Origin of the sequence: Pseudomonas sp. DR 5-09 (assembly GCF_001655595.1) — a bacterium.
GTDB lineage: Bacteria > Pseudomonadota > Gammaproteobacteria > Pseudomonadales > Pseudomonadaceae > Aquipseudomonas > Aquipseudomonas pharyngis.
This window is the reverse complement of record NZ_CP011566.1, coordinates 2,427,763-2,448,694: the sequence shown is the minus strand read 5'-3', so window position 1 is coordinate 2,448,694 and position 20,932 is coordinate 2,427,763. Positions and strand designations below refer to the sequence as shown.

At 55.7% G+C, this 20,932-nt stretch carries 17 protein-coding genes; 14 read left to right on the top strand and 3 right to left on the bottom strand.

Going from position 1 to position 20,932, the window contains the following annotated elements; all coding sequences use genetic code 11:
• Positions 1-183 precede the first annotated feature (183 nt).
• Positions 184-1,413, bottom strand: coding sequence for a M20/M25/M40 family metallo-hydrolase (locus PDR5_RS10910; RefSeq protein ID WP_064595273.1), 1,230 nt, complete (start codon positions 1,411-1,413; stop codon positions 184-186).
• 84 nt (positions 1,414-1,497) lie between these two features.
• On the bottom strand, positions 1,498-2,571 hold the full coding sequence (locus tag PDR5_RS10905) for a diguanylate cyclase (protein ID WP_064595271.1): 1,074 nt from the start codon (positions 2,569-2,571) through the stop codon (positions 1,498-1,500).
• Between the two features lie 190 nt (positions 2,572-2,761).
• On the opposite strand from PDR5_RS10905, the gene PDR5_RS10900 reads away from it, so the two are divergent.
• The 13 genes from PDR5_RS10900 to PDR5_RS10850 all read left to right on the top strand — a co-directional run bounded on the left by PDR5_RS10900 (position 2,762) and on the right by PDR5_RS10850 (position 18,734).
• Positions 2,762-4,216 carry a flavin-containing monooxygenase gene (locus tag PDR5_RS10900; RefSeq protein WP_064595269.1) on the top strand — a complete coding sequence of 485 codons (1,455 nt, stop codon included), beginning with the start codon at positions 2,762-2,764 and terminating at the stop codon, positions 4,214-4,216.
• Positions 4,217-4,232: 16 nt separating this feature from the next.
• Positions 4,233-5,171 (top strand): alpha/beta fold hydrolase, encoded by a 939-nt coding sequence (locus PDR5_RS10895; protein WP_039767801.1) that lies wholly within the window; start codon positions 4,233-4,235, stop codon positions 5,169-5,171.
• A 111-nt stretch (positions 5,172-5,282) separates the two neighbouring features.
• Positions 5,283-6,668 (top strand): 2-oxoadipate dioxygenase/decarboxylase HglS, encoded by a 1,386-nt coding sequence (gene hglS / locus PDR5_RS10890; RefSeq protein ID WP_064595268.1) that lies wholly within the window; start codon positions 5,283-5,285, stop codon positions 6,666-6,668.
• Positions 6,669-6,982: 314 nt separating this feature from the next.
• Complete coding sequence (locus tag PDR5_RS10885) at positions 6,983-7,498, top strand: Hcp family type VI secretion system effector (protein WP_039767797.1); 516 nt, start codon at positions 6,983-6,985, stop codon at positions 7,496-7,498.
• 131 nt (positions 7,499-7,629) lie between these two features.
• The gene (gene tssI / locus PDR5_RS10880) at positions 7,630-9,672 is read left to right on the top strand and encodes a type VI secretion system Vgr family protein (RefSeq protein ID WP_064595266.1); all 2,043 of its coding nucleotides are present in this window, start codon (positions 7,630-7,632) and stop codon (positions 9,670-9,672) included.
• Complete coding sequence (locus tag PDR5_RS10875; protein ID WP_064595264.1) at positions 9,662-10,405, top strand: DUF4123 domain-containing protein; 744 nt, start codon at positions 9,662-9,664, stop codon at positions 10,403-10,405. The genes tssI and PDR5_RS10875 overlap by 11 nt, the downstream gene beginning before the upstream one ends.
• A complete protein-coding gene (locus tag PDR5_RS30465) occupies positions 10,402-15,198 on the top strand; it encodes an RHS repeat-associated core domain-containing protein (protein ID WP_442963854.1) in 4,797 nt (1,598 codons plus the stop codon). The genes PDR5_RS10875 and PDR5_RS30465 overlap by 4 nt, the downstream gene beginning before the upstream one ends.
• Positions 15,199-15,591 (top strand): hypothetical protein, encoded by a 393-nt coding sequence (locus tag PDR5_RS10865; protein WP_064595262.1) that lies wholly within the window; start codon positions 15,199-15,201, stop codon positions 15,589-15,591.
• A gap of 191 nt (positions 15,592-15,782) precedes the next feature.
• Positions 15,783-16,205, top strand: coding sequence for a hypothetical protein (locus PDR5_RS10860; RefSeq protein ID WP_064595260.1), 423 nt, complete (start codon positions 15,783-15,785; stop codon positions 16,203-16,205).
• A 558-nt stretch (positions 16,206-16,763) separates the two neighbouring features.
• Entirely contained in the window at positions 16,764-17,138 is a 375-nt protein-coding gene (locus PDR5_RS29245; RefSeq protein WP_082934388.1) for a hypothetical protein, read from the top strand.
• A 54-nt stretch (positions 17,139-17,192) separates the two neighbouring features.
• Positions 17,193-17,813 carry a hypothetical protein gene (locus PDR5_RS10855; protein WP_064595258.1) on the top strand — a complete coding sequence of 207 codons (621 nt, stop codon included), beginning with the start codon at positions 17,193-17,195 and terminating at the stop codon, positions 17,811-17,813.
• 70 nt (positions 17,814-17,883) lie between these two features.
• Entirely contained in the window at positions 17,884-18,306 is a 423-nt protein-coding gene (locus tag PDR5_RS29650; protein WP_156669320.1) for a hypothetical protein, read from the top strand.
• On the top strand, positions 18,303-18,734 hold the full coding sequence (locus tag PDR5_RS10850) for a hypothetical protein (protein ID WP_064595256.1): 432 nt from the start codon (positions 18,303-18,305) through the stop codon (positions 18,732-18,734). Before PDR5_RS29650 ends, PDR5_RS10850 begins: the two co-directional genes overlap by 4 nt.
• A 48-nt stretch (positions 18,735-18,782) precedes the next feature.
• On the opposite strand, the gene PDR5_RS10845 is transcribed toward PDR5_RS10850, so the two are convergent.
• Positions 18,783-19,604: a VanW family protein gene (locus PDR5_RS10845; RefSeq protein WP_064595254.1), complete on the bottom strand. Its 822-nt coding sequence runs from the start codon at positions 19,602-19,604 to the stop codon at positions 18,783-18,785.
• 245 nt (positions 19,605-19,849) lie between these two features.
• On the opposite strand from PDR5_RS10845, the gene PDR5_RS10840 reads away from it, so the two are divergent.
• The gene (locus tag PDR5_RS10840; protein ID WP_064595252.1) at positions 19,850-20,671 is read left to right on the top strand and encodes a glycosyltransferase family 2 protein; all 822 of its coding nucleotides are present in this window, start codon (positions 19,850-19,852) and stop codon (positions 20,669-20,671) included.
• The last annotated feature ends 261 nt before the right edge of the window (positions 20,672-20,932 follow it).

The window sequence follows — 20,932 nt, the reverse complement described above, 5'->3', positions numbered from 1 at the left end:
AGATACACCGACGTGAAAGATTTGCGCTGAATCCATAATCGACTCGGTGTTTCAGGTCGATGTATAGCGCAAGACACCTCGGTCAGCTCCCTCTCCCTCCGGGCGGTCCGACGTTTCGGGAGGGCTGGGGTGAGGGAGAAATCTGCCTGACACCCCGCCAACTCCGCTACTCCACCGACCGGCTCACCGCCCCTTAGCCAATTCCATAATCATCCGCGACAACAGATAAATCCGCGGCGCCACACTCTCCACCTCCGCGTATTCCTCCGGCGTATGAATGTTGCCGCCGACAATCCCGAACCCGTCCAGCGTCGGCGTCCCTACCCCGGCCGACAGGCTCGCATCCGCCGCCCCGCCGCTGCCTTCTTCGGTCAACTTGCGGCCGATTTCGCCGTAGATCCCTTGCGCCATCGCCATCAAACGATCCGACTCCGCCGTCTGCGGCATCGGTGGCAAGCCGCGTTGCAGCGAGGTCTTCACTTCGGTATCGGGGATCAGCTTGTCCTGGGACACCCGCGCCAGATCCTTCTCGATCCGGTCGAACTCCTCCGGCACCGCCGCCCGCACGTCAGCCTTGGCCGTGGCCTGATCCGGGATTACGTTGGTGCGGTCGCCGGCCTTGAGCACGGTGAAGTTGATGGTGGTTTTCCTGGCTTCGTCGCCCAGCTTGCCCAGTTGCAGGATCTGATGCGCCGCCTCCATCGCCGCGTTGCGCCCCAGTTCCGGCGCGACGCCGGCGTGGGCGGCCTTGCCCTTGACCTCGACCAGCGCGGTGGCGCTGCCCTTGCGCCACACCACCAGACCATCGGCCGGACGGCCCGGCTCGAGATTGAGGGTGACGTCGTGAAGTTTGGCGGTTTTCTTGATCAGGTCGGTGGCGACGTCCGAGCCGGTTTCTTCGCTGGCATCGAGCAGGAAGGTGATTTGCGCGTAGTCCTTGAAGTCGAGGTTCTTCAGAATTTTCAGCGCGTAGATGCCGGCGACGATCCCGCCCTTGTCGTCCATCACCCCCGGCCCGTAGGCGCGGCCGTCCTTGATGTGAAACGGTCGCTCGGCGGCGGAGCCTTCCTTGAACACCGTGTCCATGTGCGCCATCAGCAGGATTTTCGCCTTGCCGGTGCCTTTGAGCGTGGCGAGCACGTGGTTGGTTTTTTCCGGCGTATTGGGCACCAGCTCGATGGTGGCGCCGAGCTTTTTCAGCTCGTCGATGGCGATGTCGCTGACTTGCTTGAGCCCCGGCTCATACCCTGAACCGGAGTCGATATTGACCAGGCGCTCGAGCAACTTCAGGGCTTCGGGCTTGTATTGCTCGGCATCGGCCAGCACTTGTTTGTGCGGTTCGGCAAAGACACCGGAGGCTGCAAAAGTGAGGGACAGGCCAGCCAGCAGAGAACGACGGAATTTGAACGTCATGAATCAATCCTTGTTTCGTGTCGGGTACTGAACCGTACCTGACATCGCCCCAAGGCTCCATCCCGGATGCGACACCCGATCCGTTCAAACCGAATCGAATACCTCGCGCCGCGGCTTGTCGTCGCTGCAGCAAATCACCCGGTTACGCCCGCCGGCCTTGGCTTCGTACAGCGCCTGGTCGGCGTCATCGAGCCAGCGTGTCGCGTCGCCTTGGGCCGGATCGAGTGCCGCCAGACCGATGCTCAGGCTGACTTTCAGCGCCGGGTTCTGTTCGTACACCAGAAAGGAAAAACGCTCACGCAAGGCTTCCATCGCCTGCACCGCATTGAACAGCGGCAAGTCCGGCAGGATCACGCAAAATTCGTCACCGCCGTAGCGCCCCGCCACATCGGCCATGCGCAGGTTCTGCTTGAGCATCTTGCTCAGCTGGCGCAGGACGATATCGCCGGCCACATGGCCGTAGGTGTCGTTGATCGCCTTGAAATGGTCGATGTCGATCAGCGCAATCGCCGCACCGCTCTGCTGGCGTTTGCAGCGTTGAAACTCGACTTCCAGTTGATCCTTCCAGGCGCCGTGATTGAGCAGACCGGTGAGGCTGTCGGTGCGGCTCAGTGCCAGCAATTCGCGTTTATGCAAGCCGAGAGTGTAGGCCTGGCGAAAGCAGATCCAGCCCAGCGCCAGCGGATACAGCATCAACAGCGGCAGACAGGCATAGAGCTGTGCCGACGTGGTCATCGGGACGAACGCGGGGGCAAATACCACCAGCCCGACGCCGACGCCAAGCAACTGCGCCGCCGCGCCGGCCAGCAGAAAACGCAGGCCGCCGATGGCGACGTTGTTCATCGCCATCATCGAAATGGTCGTGGCACTGGGCAAGGGATTGAAGTGCATGGCGGCGACCCAGAAGCCACCGAGAAAGGCGTCGATCAACAAATTACGGTGTTCGGCGTGGTACGGAACCTTCGCCCGGCGCGCCCATTGATACGCGAGGTGCGGCCAGACCAGGCCGTTGAACAGCATCACCGCCCAGACCCAGGCCGGCGGATCGAGTGGATACATCGCGACGCTCACGCACAAAAGCCCCAGAACCAGCCCGAGGATTCGCGATGTATAGAGCCTCCTGGCCAGTGAAAGTCCCTTTCCTCCCGTTCTTCCCATAGGGGCCTCGACCACTCGACGGCACTGCGCAGACCGCAGACCCGATGTATTGGGAGTCTATCAGGGCAACGTCAAATAGCCATCACCGGCCAGCGGGCCGAATACCCCGTCATCAGCACCACACGGCGAGCAAATGATTGGCTATACATGAAAGGAAGAAAATGGAAAAAAGACTCTAAGAAGGAGGCCCATGCAGACCTATCAAGTGTTGATCATCGGCAGCGGTTTTGGCGGCCAGTGCGCGGCGGTCAACCTGCTCAAGGCCGGTATCGACGACTTTCGCTTGCTGGAGCGCCGCGACTTCTTCGGCGGCACCTGGTGCCAGAACACCTACCCCGGCGCGGCGGTGGATGTGCCGTCACCGCTGTATTCCCTATCGTTTGCGCCTTACCGCTGGACGCAGATGTTCGCTGAACAGGCGGAACTGCACCGCTACACCGACCATGTGGTCGAGCGTTTCGGCCTGCGCGACCGGGTGGAACTGCAGGCCAACGTCGAGCGCGTCGAGTGGGACGACGCAGAAAAACGCTGGGCCGTACACACCGGCACCAAAGGCACTTTTTATGCGCAGTTCCTGATCAATGCCACCGGGCCGCTGAGCCAACCGGTTATCCCACACTTTCCCGGCCAGGATCGCTTTCAGGGCAAGACCTTTCATACAAACAATTGGGATCACAGCTACGACTATCACGGTAAACACGTGGCGATTGTCGGCAGCGGTGCCAGTGCGGCTCAGGTGATTCCGGCCATTGCACCGAAGGTCGCCCAATTGCATGTGTTTCAGCGCACAGCGCATTGGGTGCTGCCCCGTGCCGATCGTACGTTCGGGCGATTCCAGCGCTGGCTGCTGGGTCTGAAACCGGCCTACAAGCTGCTGCGCTGGATGATCTACTGGCAGTTCGAAACCCGGGTTATCGCCTTCAAATATTCGAAACCGGCGATTCACATGGTGCAGAGCCAGGCCCTGAAGTTTCTCAAGCGCCAGGTGACTGACCCCGAGTTGCGGAAAAAACTGACACCGGACTTCACCATCGGCTGCAAACGGGTGCTGCTCTCCAGCACCTACTACCCGGCACTGACCCGGCCCAACGTCACGTTGCACAGCCGCGAGCAAGGCATCGCCAGCCTAGACGAAACCGGCATCGTCACCACGGACGGCCAGCACATCGACGTCGATCTGATCGTCTGGTCGACCGGTTACGACGCCACCGACGGCGTGATTTCCTACCCGGTCAGCGGAAAAAACGCCGTGCAACTGCGCGATGTCTGGGCGCAGTACCCGCGCGCCTACCTCGGCACCAGCCTGCCGGACTTTCCCAACCTGTTTATCGTCACCGGGCCGAACACCGGCATCGGCCACACCTCGGCGCTGTTCATCATCGAATCGCAGATGAACTACATCCTCGACTGCATCCGCACCTTGCAGGCCAATGGTCTGCGCAGCATCGAGGTTCGCCCCGAAGCAGAACGTACCTACACTCAGATGATTCACCGGGAGATGGAGCGCACGGTCTGGAAAACCGGCGGCTGCCACAGTTGGTATCAAAGCAAAAGCGGTCATGTGATCGCGATGTTCCCCGGCTTCAGTTTCAGCTACCACCGGTTGACCCGGGCGCTGAAACCGGCCGACCACATTCTGTCTTGAACAAGGAAGACCCACGATGCTTTTGCTGTTTGTCGCCCTCGCGGTTTTCGTGGCCTGGAGCTGGTTGAGTTACCCGGCGGTCGGCCACTGGCTCTACGATCTGAGCGCGGCCCTGGAGGCCAGGCTGTACCGGTTGCACAAGATTGAAGTGCCGATTGCCGAAATGACCGTGTCGACCTGGCAAGGCGGGCCTTATGAAGCGTCGAGCAGCATTTTGATGCTGCACGGCTACAGCGCTGAAAAAAACCTGTGGCTGCGCTTCGCCCGGCATTTTGTCGGGCAGTACCGGGTAATCATCCCGGACCTGGCCGGCCACGGCGAAACCGGCTTCAAGGCCGGCGGTGGCTACGATATTCCGGTGCAGGCCAAGCGCATGATCCAGTTGCTCGACGTTTGCGGCGTCGAGAAAGTCCATGTGATCGGCAACTCCATGGGCGGCTACATCGCCGCGTGGCTGGCAGCGACCTACCCGGATCGCATTGCTTCGGTGGCGCTGATCGACCCGGCGGGCGTCACTGCGCCCGAGCCCAGCGACATGGAGCGCCACCTCGCCCGTGGGCACAATCCGTTTCTGATCAATTCCCGGGAAGAATTCCGACGCTTCTATGCGATGACCATGGCCTCGCCACCGTGGGTGCCCGGCCTGGTGCTCGACGCGATCGCCCAGCGCTACGAACAATGCCGCGACGAACTGGAAGAGATCTTCCGGGATTTTCGCGCCAGCCCGCCGATGGAACCGAAACTGCCGGACATCAAATGCCCGGCGCTGTTGCTCTGGGGCCGCAAGGACCGGTTGATCGACGTCAGCAGCGTACCGGTGTGGAGCAAAGGCATCAGCAATTTGCGGGTCGATGTCTGGGACGGCGTCGGCCATATGCCGATGGTCGAACAGCCGTCGAACACGGCACGTCTGTATCGGGAGTTTCTGGGGGAAAACTCGCGCCAGGACAGGTAAACGGTCAGTCGTTGGCAGAATGAAGTTCGTAGGATTCTTCGTTTGCCCGCGTCGGCGAAGGCTGCGATCTTTTCCGACATCCTTTACGTGACCGTGCCAGGAATTTTTTTCATGACCGTGCAGCCTTTCGTCAGCCCCGACCTGATCCGCCAACGCTTCTCCAAAGCGATGTCCGACATGTACCGCCAAGAAGTACCGCTGTACGGCGCGTTGATGGAATTGGTGGAACAGACCAACCGCGACGTGCTGGCACGCGAGCCGCAAGTCGCCAGTCAACTGCACAGCACCGGCGAAATCGAACGGCTGGACATGGAGCGCCACGGCGCCATCCGCGTCGGCACCGCCACCGAACTCGCCACCCTCGCCCGTTTGTTCGCAGTGATGGGCATGCAACCGGTGGGCTATTACGACCTGACCCCTGCCGGGGTGCCGGTGCATTCCACGGCGTTCCGGGCGGTGCATGAAGATGCGCTGCAGGTCAGTCCGTTCCGGGTGTTCACTTCGTTGCTGCGACTGGAGTTGATTGAAGATCCTGAGCTGCGGGCCTTCGCGCAATCGGTGCTGGATAAGCGTTCGATCTTTACGCCATTGGCGCTAAGGCTGATCGAACAGGCTGAATCTGCTGGCGGCCTGAATGAGTCCGAGGCCGGGGAATTTGTCCTGCAAGCGCTGGAGACTTTTCGCTGGCACCACAGCGCCACCGTCACTGCCGCGCAGTACCAGACCCTCAGCGCCCAGCATCGCTTGATCGCCGATGTCGTCGCGTTCAAGGGCCCGCACATCAACCACCTGACCCCGCGCACGCTGGACATCGACATCGTCCAGGCGCAGATGCCGCTGCACGGCATCACGCCCAAAGCGGTGATCGAAGGCCCGCCGCGTCGGCAGCATCCGATCCTGTTGCGTCAGACCAGTTTCAAGGCGCTGGACGAGCCGATCGCCTTCACCGACCAGACGCAAACCCGCGGCAGCCACAGCGCCCGCTTCGGCGAAATCGAACAACGTGGCGCAGCGCTGACTCCCAAGGGCCGTGCGTTGTACGACCGCCTGCTGAACGCGGCACGCGATGAACTGGGCGATTTCCCCAACGAAGCCAACGCCTCACGCTACAACGCGCTGATGGCCCGGCACTTCAGCGAATTCCCTGACAGCCTCGAGGGCATGCGCGAGCAGGAATTGGCGTATTTCCGGTATTTCCTGACAGACAAAGGGCTGGCGGCGAGTCGTCCCGCTGATGCTTCGCTGCAAGGGTTATTACGCGACGGCTATGTGAAAGCCGAACCGCTGGTGTACGAAGATTTCCTGCCAGTCAGTGCGGCAGGGATTTTTCAGTCGAACCTGGGGGACGCGGCGCAGACACACTATGGCGAGCATTCCAATCGACAGGCGTTCGAGTTGGCCCTGGGGCGTTCGACCATTGATGAGTTGGGCCTGTATGCCGAAACCCAGCAACGTTCGATTGAGGAATGCCTCACTGCAATTGCCCGATCCGCGTGAAAAGCGGCGATTGGCCATACTGCGCAAGAAGTTGCGCACTTGTTTTGTAAAAATGCTCACCGAATCCGCTGGAGGCCATGTGTTTCAAGGGCTCCAGGCAAGTGCGCAAGAAGTTGCGCAGTACTGCGCAACTTCTTGCGCACTTCGAGCTACCTGGCTGATCAAAAAACGCTCAAACCCGCGATACAAAGCGGTCAAGTCCCCGGCTCCCGGGGGCGTGGCAAAAGCTGGCACGCTCCTTGATAACAGTCAGGCACCCACCGGGCGATTTCGCCTCCCGGGCACCCTAACTTTATCCGCAAGGAGCACCTCCCATGGCAACACCAGCGTACATGTCGGTTACCGGCGAAAAACAAGGCCTGATCACTGCCGGCGCCTTCACCGCCGACTCCGTTGGCAACACCTACCAGGAAGGCCACGAAGACCAGGTTATGGTTCAGGCTTTCAGCCACGACGTGATCATCCCGCGTGACCCGCAATCCGGTCAGCCAACCGGTCAGCGCGTTCACAAGCCAGTGATCATCACCAAGGTCTACGACAAGGCTTCGCCACTGCTGCAAGCCGCTCTGACCTCCGGCGAGCGCATGAGCGAAATCGTTATCCAGTGGTACCGCACTTCGGCTCAAGGCACCCAAGAGCACTACTACACCACCAAACTGGAAGACGCGATCATCGTCGCCATCAACAACAAGATGCACAACTGCCAGGATCCATCGAACGCCCACTTCACCCACCTGGAAGAAGTGCAGTTCACCTACCGCAAAATCACCTGGACCCACGAAGTATCCGGTACTTCGGGTTCCGATGACTGGCGTGCTCCAGTCGTTTAATTACGGCTGATCGTTACAAGCATCGGCCAGCTCTGCTGGTCGATGTTGTTTACGCCCCTCCAGAATTTCGCGTGCGTTGAACCGCTTGACGGTAATCGACGAACGCCGCTGTACAGCACGAGGAACAAGGGATGTTCGCGCCGGCCAATGAAACCCACTTTGCCCTGACCATCGAAGGTCTTTCCGCCGATTTCCAGGTGTTTACCCTCACCGGTCGGGAAGCCATCAGCCAGCCTTTTGTGTTCGAGGTGGAGCTGGTCAGTGAGCAGCCGTCGCTGGACCTCGAAACCCTGCTGCACAAACCGGCCTTCCTGCAGCTGTCGCCCGACGGCAGCGGTATCCACGGCCTGATCTACCGCGCCGCGCAAGGCGATTCCGGCAAGCGCCTGACGCGCTACTCCGTGACCCTGCGCCCGCAACTGGCGTACCTCGCGCACCGGATCAACCAGCGAATCTTCCAGAACCTCAGCGTGCCGAAAATCATCGGCAAGGTCCTCGAAGAACACGGCATCCAGGGCAACGCCTACGCGTTCCAGACCGGTTCGATCTACCCCGATCGCATCTACTGCGTGCAGTACGACGAATCGGACCTGCATTTCATCCAGCGCCTGTGCGAAGAAGAAGGCATTCACTACCACTTCCAGCACAGCGCCACGGGCCACAAACTGGTGTTCGGCGATGACCAGACGGTGTTCAAGAAACTGGCGCCGGTGGCCTATCAGCAGGACTCCGGCATGGTCGCCAGCAACCCGGTGATCAAACGCTTCGACCTGCGCCTGGAAACCCGTACCAGCCGCACCACCCGCCGCGACTACGACTTCGAAAAACCGCGCCTGACGCTGGAAAGCGAAAACCGCGGCGACGCCCTGCCCGACCTCGAGGACTACGATTACCCGGGCCGTTTCGTCGACCGCGAGCGCGGCAAGCACCTGGCCAAACGCGCCCTCGAACGCCACCGCAGCGACTTCCAGCTCGCCGAAGGCAAGAGCGACCAGCCGTTGCTGGTCAGCGGCCATTTCCTCGCACTCAAAGAACACCCGAAGGCCAAGTGGAATGACCTGTGGCTGCTCACCGAAGTCCTGCACGAAGGCAAGCAGCCGCAAGTGCTGGAAGAGTCGGTCACCAGCGACACCACCGCGCTGAAAGACGATTTCCATCAGGGCTACCGCAACCGCTTTCAGGCCACCCCGTGGGACGTGCCGAACCGCCCGCCCCTACGCCACCCGAAACCGCGCATCCTCGGCAGCCAGAGCGCCGTGGTCACCGGGCCGAAAAGGGAAGAAATCCACTGCGACGAATACGGCCGGGTGAAAGTCCAGTTCCACTGGGACCGCGACGGCCAGGCCGACGACAAGACCAGCTGCTGGCTGCGCGTGTCTTCCGCCTGGGCCGGTGCCCAGTACGGCGGCATCGCCATCCCGCGCATCGGCATGGAAGTGCTGGTGACATTCCTCGAGGGCGACCCCGACCAGCCGCTGATCAGCGGCTGCCTGTACCACAAGGAAAACACCGTCCCCTACGCCCTGCCGGCGAACAAGACCCGCACCACCTTCAAGACCCTGAGCTCGATGGGTGGCGGCGGCTTCAACGAACTGCGCATCGAAGACAAGAAAGGCCAGGAACAGATCTTCCTCCATGCCCAGCGCGACTGGGACGAAAACATCGAACACGACCAGAAAATCCGCGTCGGCAACGAACGCCACGACGTCGTGGAAAAGAACAGCTACACGGAATTCAAGGCCGAAGAACACCACACGGTTTACGAAGACCGCAAAGTCGAAGCACGCGCCAACGACCACCTGACCGTGGGCGTGAACCAGCACATCAAGATCGGCACCGGGCAATTCATCGACGCCGGCCAGGAAATTCACCTCAGCAGCGGGATGAAGGTGGTGCTGGAAGCCGGGGCCGAACTGACGCTGGTCGGCGGTGGCAGCTTCATCAAGATCGATGGCGGCGGCGTGACCATGAGCGGGCCGGCGATCAACATCAACTCCGGTGGTGGACCGGGCAGCGGCACCGGCGCCGCCCCACTGATGCCGGGCGTGTTGAAGCAGGCGGATGCCGACAAGGCTGGTGCCGTACTGACCCCGGCGCAAATCAACACCCTCAAACGTAATGCGCCGTTCTGCGAAGAGTGCGAAAAATGCAAGGCAGGTGCCTGTGCCATCTAATCGACTGACACCCAAAGACTGGCTGGCGCAACAGCCGCTGCAGAAAGACGAACGCTTGTATCTGGTCATAAGCGCCGCGAGCGATGCCGAAGCGCTCAAGGCCTTATATCAGAGCGAACCGTCCATACAGGCCATTCCCATCTGGGGTGGAACGCCCTACTCCACCTGGCAACCGGTGATGCCATACGTCGCCGAACTCAAGGCCAACTCGGCCTTCCTGCCCTGGATCACCGAAACCGACGCCCTCGACTGGGGCTGGCTGGCGGTCTCCCGCTCGGAACCCAACGAAGTTTTCGAACATCTGCGCAGTTTGACCCAGGTGAAAATGCCGGACGGGACCGAAGTGTTTTTCCGGTTTTGGGATGGACGGCATATCTATCCGATTCTTGAAGGGTTGGGTGAGACGGCTGGGGAAGTGTTGCCGGTGTTTGAGCGGTATCTGATTAATGGACGGAGCCTGGAAGTCGGGCCGAGGGTGGTGCCGAAGGCGAAGGATTGGCCGTGGTGGGAGGTGCCGAAAGACCTGCTGGACAGCCTGATGGCCGAAAACCCCTCGACCGTGATCGGCAACATGATGCAGTGGCTGCTGGACGAACATGCCGACCTGTATTTCTCGTTCCCGGAATCGAACCTGCAAAAGAAAGTGGCGCGTTTCGTAAAACGCACGCCACTCACGGAAGAAAATTTTACCGGCCTGCTGAAGGCCCATCTGGAAAGTGAGGTGGCTGTATGAGCATTTTGATGGGTGAGATTGTTGTCAATCTCAATGCAAAACAGCCTGATGCTCAGGCCATCATCAGCGACTTCAAGAAGTGCCTGAAGGATTATCGCGAGCATGCCGAAGCCTGGTACGGCGGTATTCTGGACGCAGAGCAGCAGTTCAAGGTCGGTGACGAAGTCGGCACGGCGGACAAGGACAGCAAAAAGGAAAATACCCTTTATGCCAACTGCCCTGCCAACGGCAAACTCAAACTTGTACATAGTTTTGAGTCTGCGCGTTTTGTACCTATCGGCAATACGCCGGTGCGACTGGTGCCGGTGGAGAATGGCAAGCTCTACGGAAAGAACGAAGTCGGTCAACCGATCAACGTCAAAATCGGTCCAAGCGGGATTCTGGAGGTCACTGGCCTCAAACCGCATCAGCAATATGAAATCACTTTTTTCCCGAATCCCACCAAGGCTCAGATCGATAGCCTGTTCAACTCCTATCAAGGCGTAATCGGGGACCTTAGCGGCTGGCTGCAAACAGAGTGGACCACCGACTTTCTGCCACTTTGGCAAGCGCATACCAATTCATCCATGGCTGGACGGGCATTGCAGCAATTGGAGTCGGCGTGGAAGGGGTTCCTCAAGGCGATCATGGGGCTGTGGGGGGACATCAAAAGTCTCTACGACCTGGTTGCACACCCTCGGGAAAACTACGAAAAACTCAAAAAATTCTTCACCGAAGAACAGATAAAGAAGATCTATAACGCTTCAAAAGAAGCCATTCAAACAGCCCTGCTGATCGCCAGTGACGAGCCACTTATGTGGATCTACGTCGCAGCTATCGTAGCGTGGGTCAAAATGCTGCCTCCGCAGACCTGCACTGAAGTGCTGGCAGAACTGACTACGGAAGTACTGCTGAACATCCTGATCGGTATTGTTTTGACGGGCGGGATCGGTTTGGCCGTCCGTATTGGCACCAAGGGCCTCAATGCTGCAAGGAACAGCGGCAAGGTCATGACACTGATTGAAGACTTCACGTCGATGCTGATGAAGATCAGCAAGAAGAATGCGACAGCACACGCCGATACGGCGAAACCGTTGATGCTCAACGGCAATTCGCCACTGAACCAAGCGAGAAAGGCGAGCGTAGAAATTGCGCCTCCAAAACCCGCAGAGACCGCCACACCACCAAAGAAAAAACCACCCGTTTCCGGAGGTGCTGTAGAGACGGATGCGCAGATTCATGCACGCGGCAAGAAGGAAAACAGCACCCGCGCTCAACAACAGGAAAATGTAGACAACGCGCCCAACCAGTCCAAAAACCCAGCGGATCAACCTGCTCAGTGCGCCGATAAGACCTGCACTAACGGTGAACCGGTATCGATGGTTACCGGCGAGGAATTGCTGACGCTCACTGACGGCGTATTGGGTGGGCTGCTACCCATTGAATGGACACGTCTCTATCGCAGCAGCGCGGTTGAAATCGACGGGCGTCTCGGCCATGGCTGGAGCCACTCCCTATCCCATCGCCTGCAAATCAACGATGAAGGCGTGTTGTGGACTGATAACGAAAACCGTCAGACCCGCTTCCCGATGCCGACCGAACAACGTCCAGCCATTACCAACAGTCTGGCTCAGGCGGCGATTTATTTGGGCAGCGCGCCGGGTGAACTGATCCTCACCCAAGCAGGAGCAAAACCACGCTTTTATCACTTCCGCGCAAACCGACTGACGACGGTCAGTGACTCCTACGGAAATCAGGTGCATATCAGCTATGACCTGGTGGGGCGGATCCAGCGCATCGATAACGGTGCGGGCCGCGCGTTGCTGTTGCGCTACGACGATCGCCATATCGTTGCCGTTGATCAGCAACAGCAGCGTTCTGAGTATGACGAGCGCGGTGAGCGCCAGGATCCTTGGCTGACCATTCAGAACCTTGTCACCTACCGCTATAACGCTCGCAACCAATTGGTCTCGGCATCCAATGCCGCAGGGGAAACCGAGCATTACCGCTACAACGATCAGCACGTCATTCTCGAGCGACAACTGGCCGGTGGCGCCAGTTTTTTCTGGGAATGGGAGCGTGAAGGCAAACTTTCCCGTTGCGTACGTCATTGGGCCAACTATTCGCAACTGGAAGCTCGCTACGAGTGGGATGACAAAGGCACGGTTACGGTTCACAACGCCGATGGCAGTGAACAGGTTTACGTGCATGACGAAAATGCACGGCTGATCAGTGAAACCGCTGCCGATGGTGCTGAAACGCAAAATGCCTATGACGATGAGGGACGTCTGGTAGCTGTAAAAGATCCAATGGGAGCCATCACCGAGTATCAATACAGCGATGCCGGGCGATTGATGGCTGTCATCCCACCGGAAGAAGAACCGACCCTCTACAACTACTTCGATGGGCAACTGATTGAAGTCAAACGTGGCAAGGCCCGTTGGCAGTACGACCGCAATCAACAAGGCGACATCACCCAGCAAATCGACCCGCAGGGCAACAAAACCCGCTACAACTACGACGGCCAGGGCCGGCTGCTGGAAATTCATCACCCTGATGGCAGTCGCCATCAACTGGGCTGGAACAATCTCGGTCAATTGCTGGAGGAACGTCTTCCGGACGGTGGTCAGCGCAAGTATCGCTACGATGCACTTGGACGGCAGATCACCCGCCAGGACGAATTCGGCGCCATCACCCATTACCAATGGGACGCCGTCGACCGCCTGACTCAGGTCACCCTCCCCGGCGGCGCCAGCCGTACCTTCACCTACAACCCGTACGGACGCGTCACCGCCGAACGCGATGAGCTCGGCCGCATCACCCGATACGAATACGCCGATAACCTGCATCTGGTCAGCCGCCGCATCAATCCGGACGGCAGCCAGCTGCGCTATCGCTACGACAACGCGGGCCTACTGCTCACTGAAATCGAAAACGAACGAGGCGAGCACTACAAGCTCGACTACTACGCCAACGGCCTGATCCAGCAGGAAACCGGTTTCGACGGCCGCCGCACCGCGTACGAATACGACCTCAACGGCCAGTTGCTGAAGAAGACCGAATTCGGCGACGACGGCAGCGAACTGATCACCGAGTATCAGCGTGATGCTGCCGGGCGGCTGCTGGTGAAAACCCTCGCCGATGGCGAAGAAATTCACTACAGCTACGATGCCCTTGGCCGTTTGGTGAATGTCGACGACGGTCACTGGCCGCTTGCCTACGAATATGACGTGCAGGATCGCCTGATCACCGAACACCAGGGTTGGGGCACCACACGTTACGAATACGACAGCGTCGGGCAACTGAGTCACTGCCGCCTCCCCGACGGCAGCACACTCGACTACCGCCATTTGTCCGGTGGACGCCTTAGCAGTATTGACCTCAATGGCTCACGCCTGACCAGCCACCAATTCAGCGCCGGTCGCGAACAGCAGCGCCAGCAAGGCCTGTTGCTAAGCCAATACCAGTACGACGAACAAGGTCGCCTGCAAGCGCACAGCGTCAGCCAGCGTGAAAAAAACCTGTTCCAGCGTCGCTATAACTACGACGCCAACGGCAACCTCGCCGGTATCGACGACAGCCGCAAGGGCAACCGCAGCTTCCACTACGACCCGCTGGACCGCTTGACCAGCGTACGTGGCGCGACACCGGAAAGCTTTGCTCATGATCCGGCCGGCAACCTGCTCGGTCAGAACAATGAAGGCACAGCAAATCTCGCAAACGTCAAAGGCAACCGCCTGCTGATGCAGGGTGATCGCCATTACGACTACGACGCCTTTGGCAACCTGATTCGCGAACGCCGTGGCGCTGGCCAGAAACTCGTCACCGAATACCGCTACGACTGTCAGCACCGCTTGATTGGCGCCAGCCTGCCGGGTGGCAGCACCGCATCCTACAAATACGACGCCTTCGGGCGCCGCATCGAAAAAACCGTCGACGGCCAAACTACCGAGTTCCTGTGGCAAGGCGAACGCCTGATCGCTGAAAGCGGCGACAATCGTTATCGCACTTACATCTACGAACCCGGCAGCTTCCGCCCGCTGGCCATGTTCGACGGCGAAGGCCCGCGCAAGGCAACGCCGTTTTACTACCAACTCGATCATCTGGGCACACCGCAGGAACTCACCGACTACAGTGGCGAGATCATGTGGTCCGCCAAGTACCGCGCCTACGGCAACCTCGCGGCGCTGGACGTCAGTGAAATCGATAACCCGTTGCGCTTCCAAGGTCAGTATTTCGATGCAGAGACAGGCCTACACTACAACCGGCATCGCTACTACAATCCGGGGACTGGGCGTTTTTTGACGCAGGATCCGATCAAGCTTGCGGGTGGGTTGAATAGCTACCAGTACGTGCCTAACCCTACGGGGTGGGTGGATCCGTTGGGATTAAGCAGTAATTGCCCAGGCTCAGAGTCAAAATCACCACCAAGCGAAAAACCAGATAATGCTTCTAAAAGCAACGTTCATGGTGCGGAACCTACTTCTCCACCCGCACCGGCATCACCTCCTGGTCAGGGTTACCATAATGAGGTCTATGGAAACAAACCGGTTAAACCGCAGGATGCTGTTAAGCGATGGGAGGATTTCCTAGGTGAAGGCCCCTATACAAATACCCATCCAAGAACAGGATTGCCTGATAACGATAGGATTGTATCTGCCGATGGCAAACGAAGTATTCGCTATGGTGCTCATGAAATGAATAGCAAACCAAACAAGCACCATTACCACGAAGAAACGTGGACTCTTGACGTAGTTAACAACGTCATGAACGTTGACAACACAGTAATTCGCGTCCCCCTAGGAACCAAATAGATGAAAATCACTATAATACGCATAATTAAAATTCTCACCGAGAGTATATATATTGAATTTTCAAGCCCCTATGGAAAAGGCTTTTCAAACCTCATAGCTCCGGAGGCAAAAGAAAACCAGTCCTATGACATCGAAATGGACATTGGCGATGAATTTTCTTGGAATAAAAACATAATGACTTCAGAGGAAACCACTCCATCAATCCGCTCGAAACCCGATGCAACTTACATAACCGCGGAATTAACCTCCATTACTGACGACGGATGCGGTGTGCTAAAGCTTGGAAACTCCGTCATATTCTTATCACTAGAAGGACACAATCAAAACTTAATGCTACCGACCTTTATAGAACTCTCAACCAACGACCTCAGCTTCTACCTAACCAACATATAAACCAAACCCAAAAGGGGACCGAACCAAAAGGAGACAGATTTATTTTTTCGTTAAAGAAAATAAATCTGTCTCCTTTTCAAAAACAGTTGACGGCGTGCAGTGGCAAGTACTCAAAGACGACGGCGTTATCACATCCTCCTTCCCAGCTGGCGACTCACCTATGTCGCGCCCTATTTGAATTGAGACAAATCATGGATAGCAAGGCTTTCGATGAATACAACTACTGGCTGGGACAAAGCGAGGATTCCAACTGGAATGAATACATTACAGAGCAGGTAGCCAAAGGAGTTCTAGGAAATTTCAGCGCTGAAGACTGGAACCGGCTTAACGACACGATCCTATCAAGGGAAGAGTATTGGCAGGAGCGAAGTGCTGCGGCACTTGGAGAGAATCGCTCGGCTCAGGCAATTGAAATTCTAAAGAAACTTTTGGACTCTCCATTTACCGAAGTATTAATAGTCTCTGCCTCAGAACTGGATTGGAGTGAAGTCCCAATCGAGAATAAATACGCAAAGAAAATACAAGCTATTATTAACTCCCTAAACCACGAAGAACTCGAATCCTATCCTGAACTTGAAAACCTTCTAAAAAAAGCCAGCAGCGCGCAAATTTAAATAGAACTAAATCAAAGGGAGCAGATTTCTTATTCGTTAAAGAAAATAAATCTACCCCTTTTCAGAATCCGTTCGAGGGGCAAAAATGACAGCGCTTAAATGTATCCCAAGAAGTGTATGGAACGGGTTCGACGGAACAGGCTATAACAACATTGCGCAAGAGCTAGAGTCCGAAAACCATTCACTAAGAAAATGGATTTCATTATATTCCATCTACAAATACCCCCTTACCAATGACCCACATCAATATTACAACTTCATCCACCAATCAAAAAACTTCCAACATGCATTAGTAATATTTACAATCCCCACCAAAACTTGAAACAAGCGATGGCGTGGACGACCGAGACATTTTTATCGCAAAAATAGAAACCATGAACTCTGAAGCGGAAATCAACTCCCTTCTTGAAAACCTCAACATAGACCCAGAACTGTTCACCACGCCATGGCGCTGTGAATACCCGCTCTAGGTGCCAAACTGCAATCGGAGGGGTTCGAATTTGCTTTCGTTGAAGAAAATAATTTCTTCCCCTTTTCAGTCCTTTTCAAATAGGCAAAATGAAAATTTTTCTCAACATTGAACACCTGAAAAACTTCAACTTCCCTAGTGCATTCATAGAATTCGCGACTACGGAACCTGAACCGGACATTGAGCCTTGGTGGTTACTAATATATCAAGAGGGAAAAATAAATTACTGGCACAACACGCTAAAAAACCTTTACCCAAACCGCACGCTAGTTCCTTTCGCTAAATTCAATGCGAATGATGATATTGCTTGCTTTGACGGAGATGATTTATCCGGCAATCCAAAAGTGCTAATAATACATGCATATGCTTCAGAGGGATGGGAGCTTCACGGAGAACATCCTGACTTTAGCGCATGGCTAAAAATAGCCATTGAGACCCATGCGGAATGGAATGAAGAAGATTAAAAACATCTACATCCAACATCTTATAGGTGTATTCAGTTCTCGCTGGAGAGCGCAATGATTTTCTCAATTGATATCACAGAGTGCTTTGGCGCGATCGACTCCGATAACGCAGGCGGGATCATAAGCTATATCAACATCCCCCCCATCGAACGCCCTCGGGAAAAATTTCACCTTAAGCTATCAAACTTTGTACTTAACTTAATCGACGAGCCAGTCATCGATTCGATCAACAGGCAGAATTCAACCATTTTGGAGAACATGACCGAAGACGGCTTCCTTATAATAAGACAAGCCAGTATTTCCTTTTATTCAATAAAAGGATACGAAAAATTACTACGACTATTAAACCAAGACCACGGATATTTGACCCACGAACGCTACGGCCAAAAATTGAACACCGGAGACAAGATCTACGACATCAGCGGAAGACTCTTTTCGAACCCGGAGCTTTTAATTAACTTCGCATTCATTTCACCCAGCAATATAACACTTAAATTTAACTCATCAGACTGCACATACATAGAAAGCTACCCCGAGCTTCAAAAATCTTTAGAAAAACTAAATTCAAGAGAAAAACCTACTCAACCACCTCTCACTGGCCTATTCGACCCCACATATAGCAACACTCACACCACTAGCAACTTTGGCGCTGGCTATCGAATCTACAATCAATAATTAAAATACTTCCACAAAAAGGAATAGGCTCGCTTCTATTCACGCTCCAAAAAACAACAGGAACACCTCAATGAGTTACTTAAAAAAAGAAATCACATCAGCACTTGAAAAAAACCATCTAAAAACCCAGCAACTCAAAGACAATGAATTAGAAAAAATAATCTCAGACGTAAAAACCCGCTTCTTTTACTCCAACACAAATACCCTTGACCCCCTCAATCTAAAATCCGTAACAAAACAACACGACCCAGACTTCTGGAAAAAAGTCGATCTTCTATACCCTTCTGAAAAACCAACATTAATCGTCCTCGACAACCAAATCCATGCTTGGACGCTTCAGTCATCATCTGATTTGAAAATATTGCTTTCAGAAACGACTGGCTTTCCATTCTGGATAACCAATACAGCCCTTAGCTTCTTAACTTATGTAGACGACCACGATTGCGTACATACAGCATCCCCTTCGTTCCCTCCCGCGATTAAAAAATCATGATCTTCAAATCAGAAAACAAAATTATTGACCCAACCTCTGTAACCTACCGCAGCCTTGGCTTCGGTGAACCGCTCTCCAAAAATACCAAAAAATATACTTTATCAATAAAAACTCACGAACTGCCCGAGCAATTCCACGAGCTGACAAATGCATTCATCGCCGAATGCATACAAGACGATAACAAACAAGGCTACACCGACATCCCGGCATTACGAGACTGCAATTACCCGCCATTTTCAACCTTAATAAAAAACCATCCAGATGTAGCGGTAATCCTCATCAAGGACTACTTATTCTTTGAACTGTTCTATTTGCTATTCCCATCAAAGGGAGAACTCGAACTAGTAATAAACTCGATTTCCACAGTTTATTATCTGGACGATACGTTTCACCTATGCGGCGAAACGTATCCCTACCGAAACCCGTAATTGCGTTTTTCCGTCACAGGCTCAAAACCTTAAGGCAAAAAACACAACCTACTGCTGCATTTCGATGACTTGCTCCCCCACCTCATACTTAACCACCACCCGATTCCCATACAACCGCTCCCTCTCCACCAACGCCCCCACCTGCCCCTTCTCCCTCACCTCCCGCCAAATCTCATTCTCTCGATACACCCGCTCCCCCTCCCGCACAAACCGATGCCCCACTTCAAACACGTGATACCGATAAGCCCGCTCCCGATCACACAACAATTCCCCCTCCAACTGCGTCTCCCCGACCTTCAGCTTCAGCTGAAAGCTGCGATCCGTCGGGTTGTGCAGCACCAGGTCGATGTAGTTGTAGAAGATTGCCGCGCCTGAGCCGAATGGCAGGACGCGGCCGTCGTCCGGGAAGGGGTCGAAGCTGTGGTTGGCGCGTTCGGTGACGACCAGAGGTGAGTGAATGGCCATCCAGTGGATGAGGTTGCTGAGCTGGCAGATGCCGCCGCCGATGCCGGTGCGGGCTTCGCCGAATGAGAGTTCCATGCCTTCGACGTAGCCGCGTTGGCGGGTCGGTCGGCCGACGAGGCGGCAGAAGGAGAAATATTCGCCGGGGGCGATGGTGACGCCGTCGATGGCGGCGACGGCGAGTTTGAGGTTGATGACTTTGTTGTGTTGCAGCGCGAGGTCGGAGTCGCCGAGTTTGCGGATCAGTTTTGAGGTGTGTTTGAGGTAGCGGTAAGGCAGTCGCCCGGACGTCGTGGCAGGCCGCGCGTAGCGTTTGCTCGAGCAGTGCCAGGCGATGTGGCGGAACAGTCTTTTTTGCCACACGCGCAGCCAGTAAAGGGCCGGGTGGTAGAGGGAAAGTGGTTTCATCCTTGGCGAACGGCGCGGGCCGTTGTTTTCCTTGAACTTGAAAGGGCGGCGCATCTTACCGTGGAACCGCGCTTGATCGCCAAGCGCCTCGCCGGTGTCGCAAGCGGTAACAAGTCGCCCGGCCCGGGCGCTCGGAAATTAAGCTTCAACTAAGGTTGCGTCCCTACCATCCCGGGCCACAAAGCAGCGGTTCTGTGTGCTGATTGCCGTCAGCAGAACCCTTCAACTTGAAGTGAGCCCGGACCATGAGTGCGATCGATTCCACCTCTAAACAACTGCCCGCCTTCAGTCTTGTATTGGTCAATTACAAGACGCCGGAAATAACCCGGATGTGCCTGGAGTTTCTTCAGCAATACGTCAAGGAGCATCAAATTCCGGTGTGGGTGGTGGACAACGATTCCGCCGATGAAAGCCTGATTTACTTGCGGTCCCTGGACTGGATCAACTTGATCGAGCGCCCTTCTCCCGGCAAGGAAGCGGGGCATATTGCTCATGGCAAGGCACTTGATCTGGCACTTGCGAAAGTTGAAACCGATTACCTGTTTTTGCTGCACACCGATACTTTCGTTTTTGACAGTACTGTCTTTTCGATGATGATGAATGAGTGCATGCAATCTTTGGATACAGCGGCGGTCGGTTGCGTCGAACAATTGGATCGAGGCGTCCTTAGAGACACCTGGCGTTTGTCTTCTCGTTATTTCAAACACTATTTCCGCCGGGCAAAACAGCATTTCGGGTTGCCGTCCCGAGATCCAAAACCCTACCGGGAAACTCACCTGAAAAGCTTCTGCACCTTGTGGAATGCTCGGTTGATCAAGGCTCACGGGCTGCATTTTTCGATGGACGACCGGGTCCCGGGATACACGCTGCAGGATCGTTTAAGCAGCCTTGGCTACGGCATCAAATGCCTCTCGCCGCGGACGATCTTCCGCTACCTGGATCACATCCAGGCCGGCACCGTGGCCGCTATCGGTGGATACGGCAAACAGCACCGCCGCACCACCATGTATCAGGAAACGCTCAAGCGCCTTCAGTTACAACAGGGCATGCGACCCGCCAAATCGTAAGACAATAAAAAAGGGCGACTTCAAAGTCGCCCTTTTTGCATCTGAATTCTTTGGCCTCCACTCCGAGGAGGTGTTCGCCCAGTGTAATGGCCTGGCAATCCATGCACCGGTAAAGAGCCCTGACACTGGGCGAACGCGAAGGATTTTAATGGAAATTGGCGGATATGTCGTCCTGCTTCAACATGAAATTTATGTACTGAAAAGTTAAAGAAAATATTCGTCGATATTTCCCGACAAACTTTCTGACATCACCACCTCGAA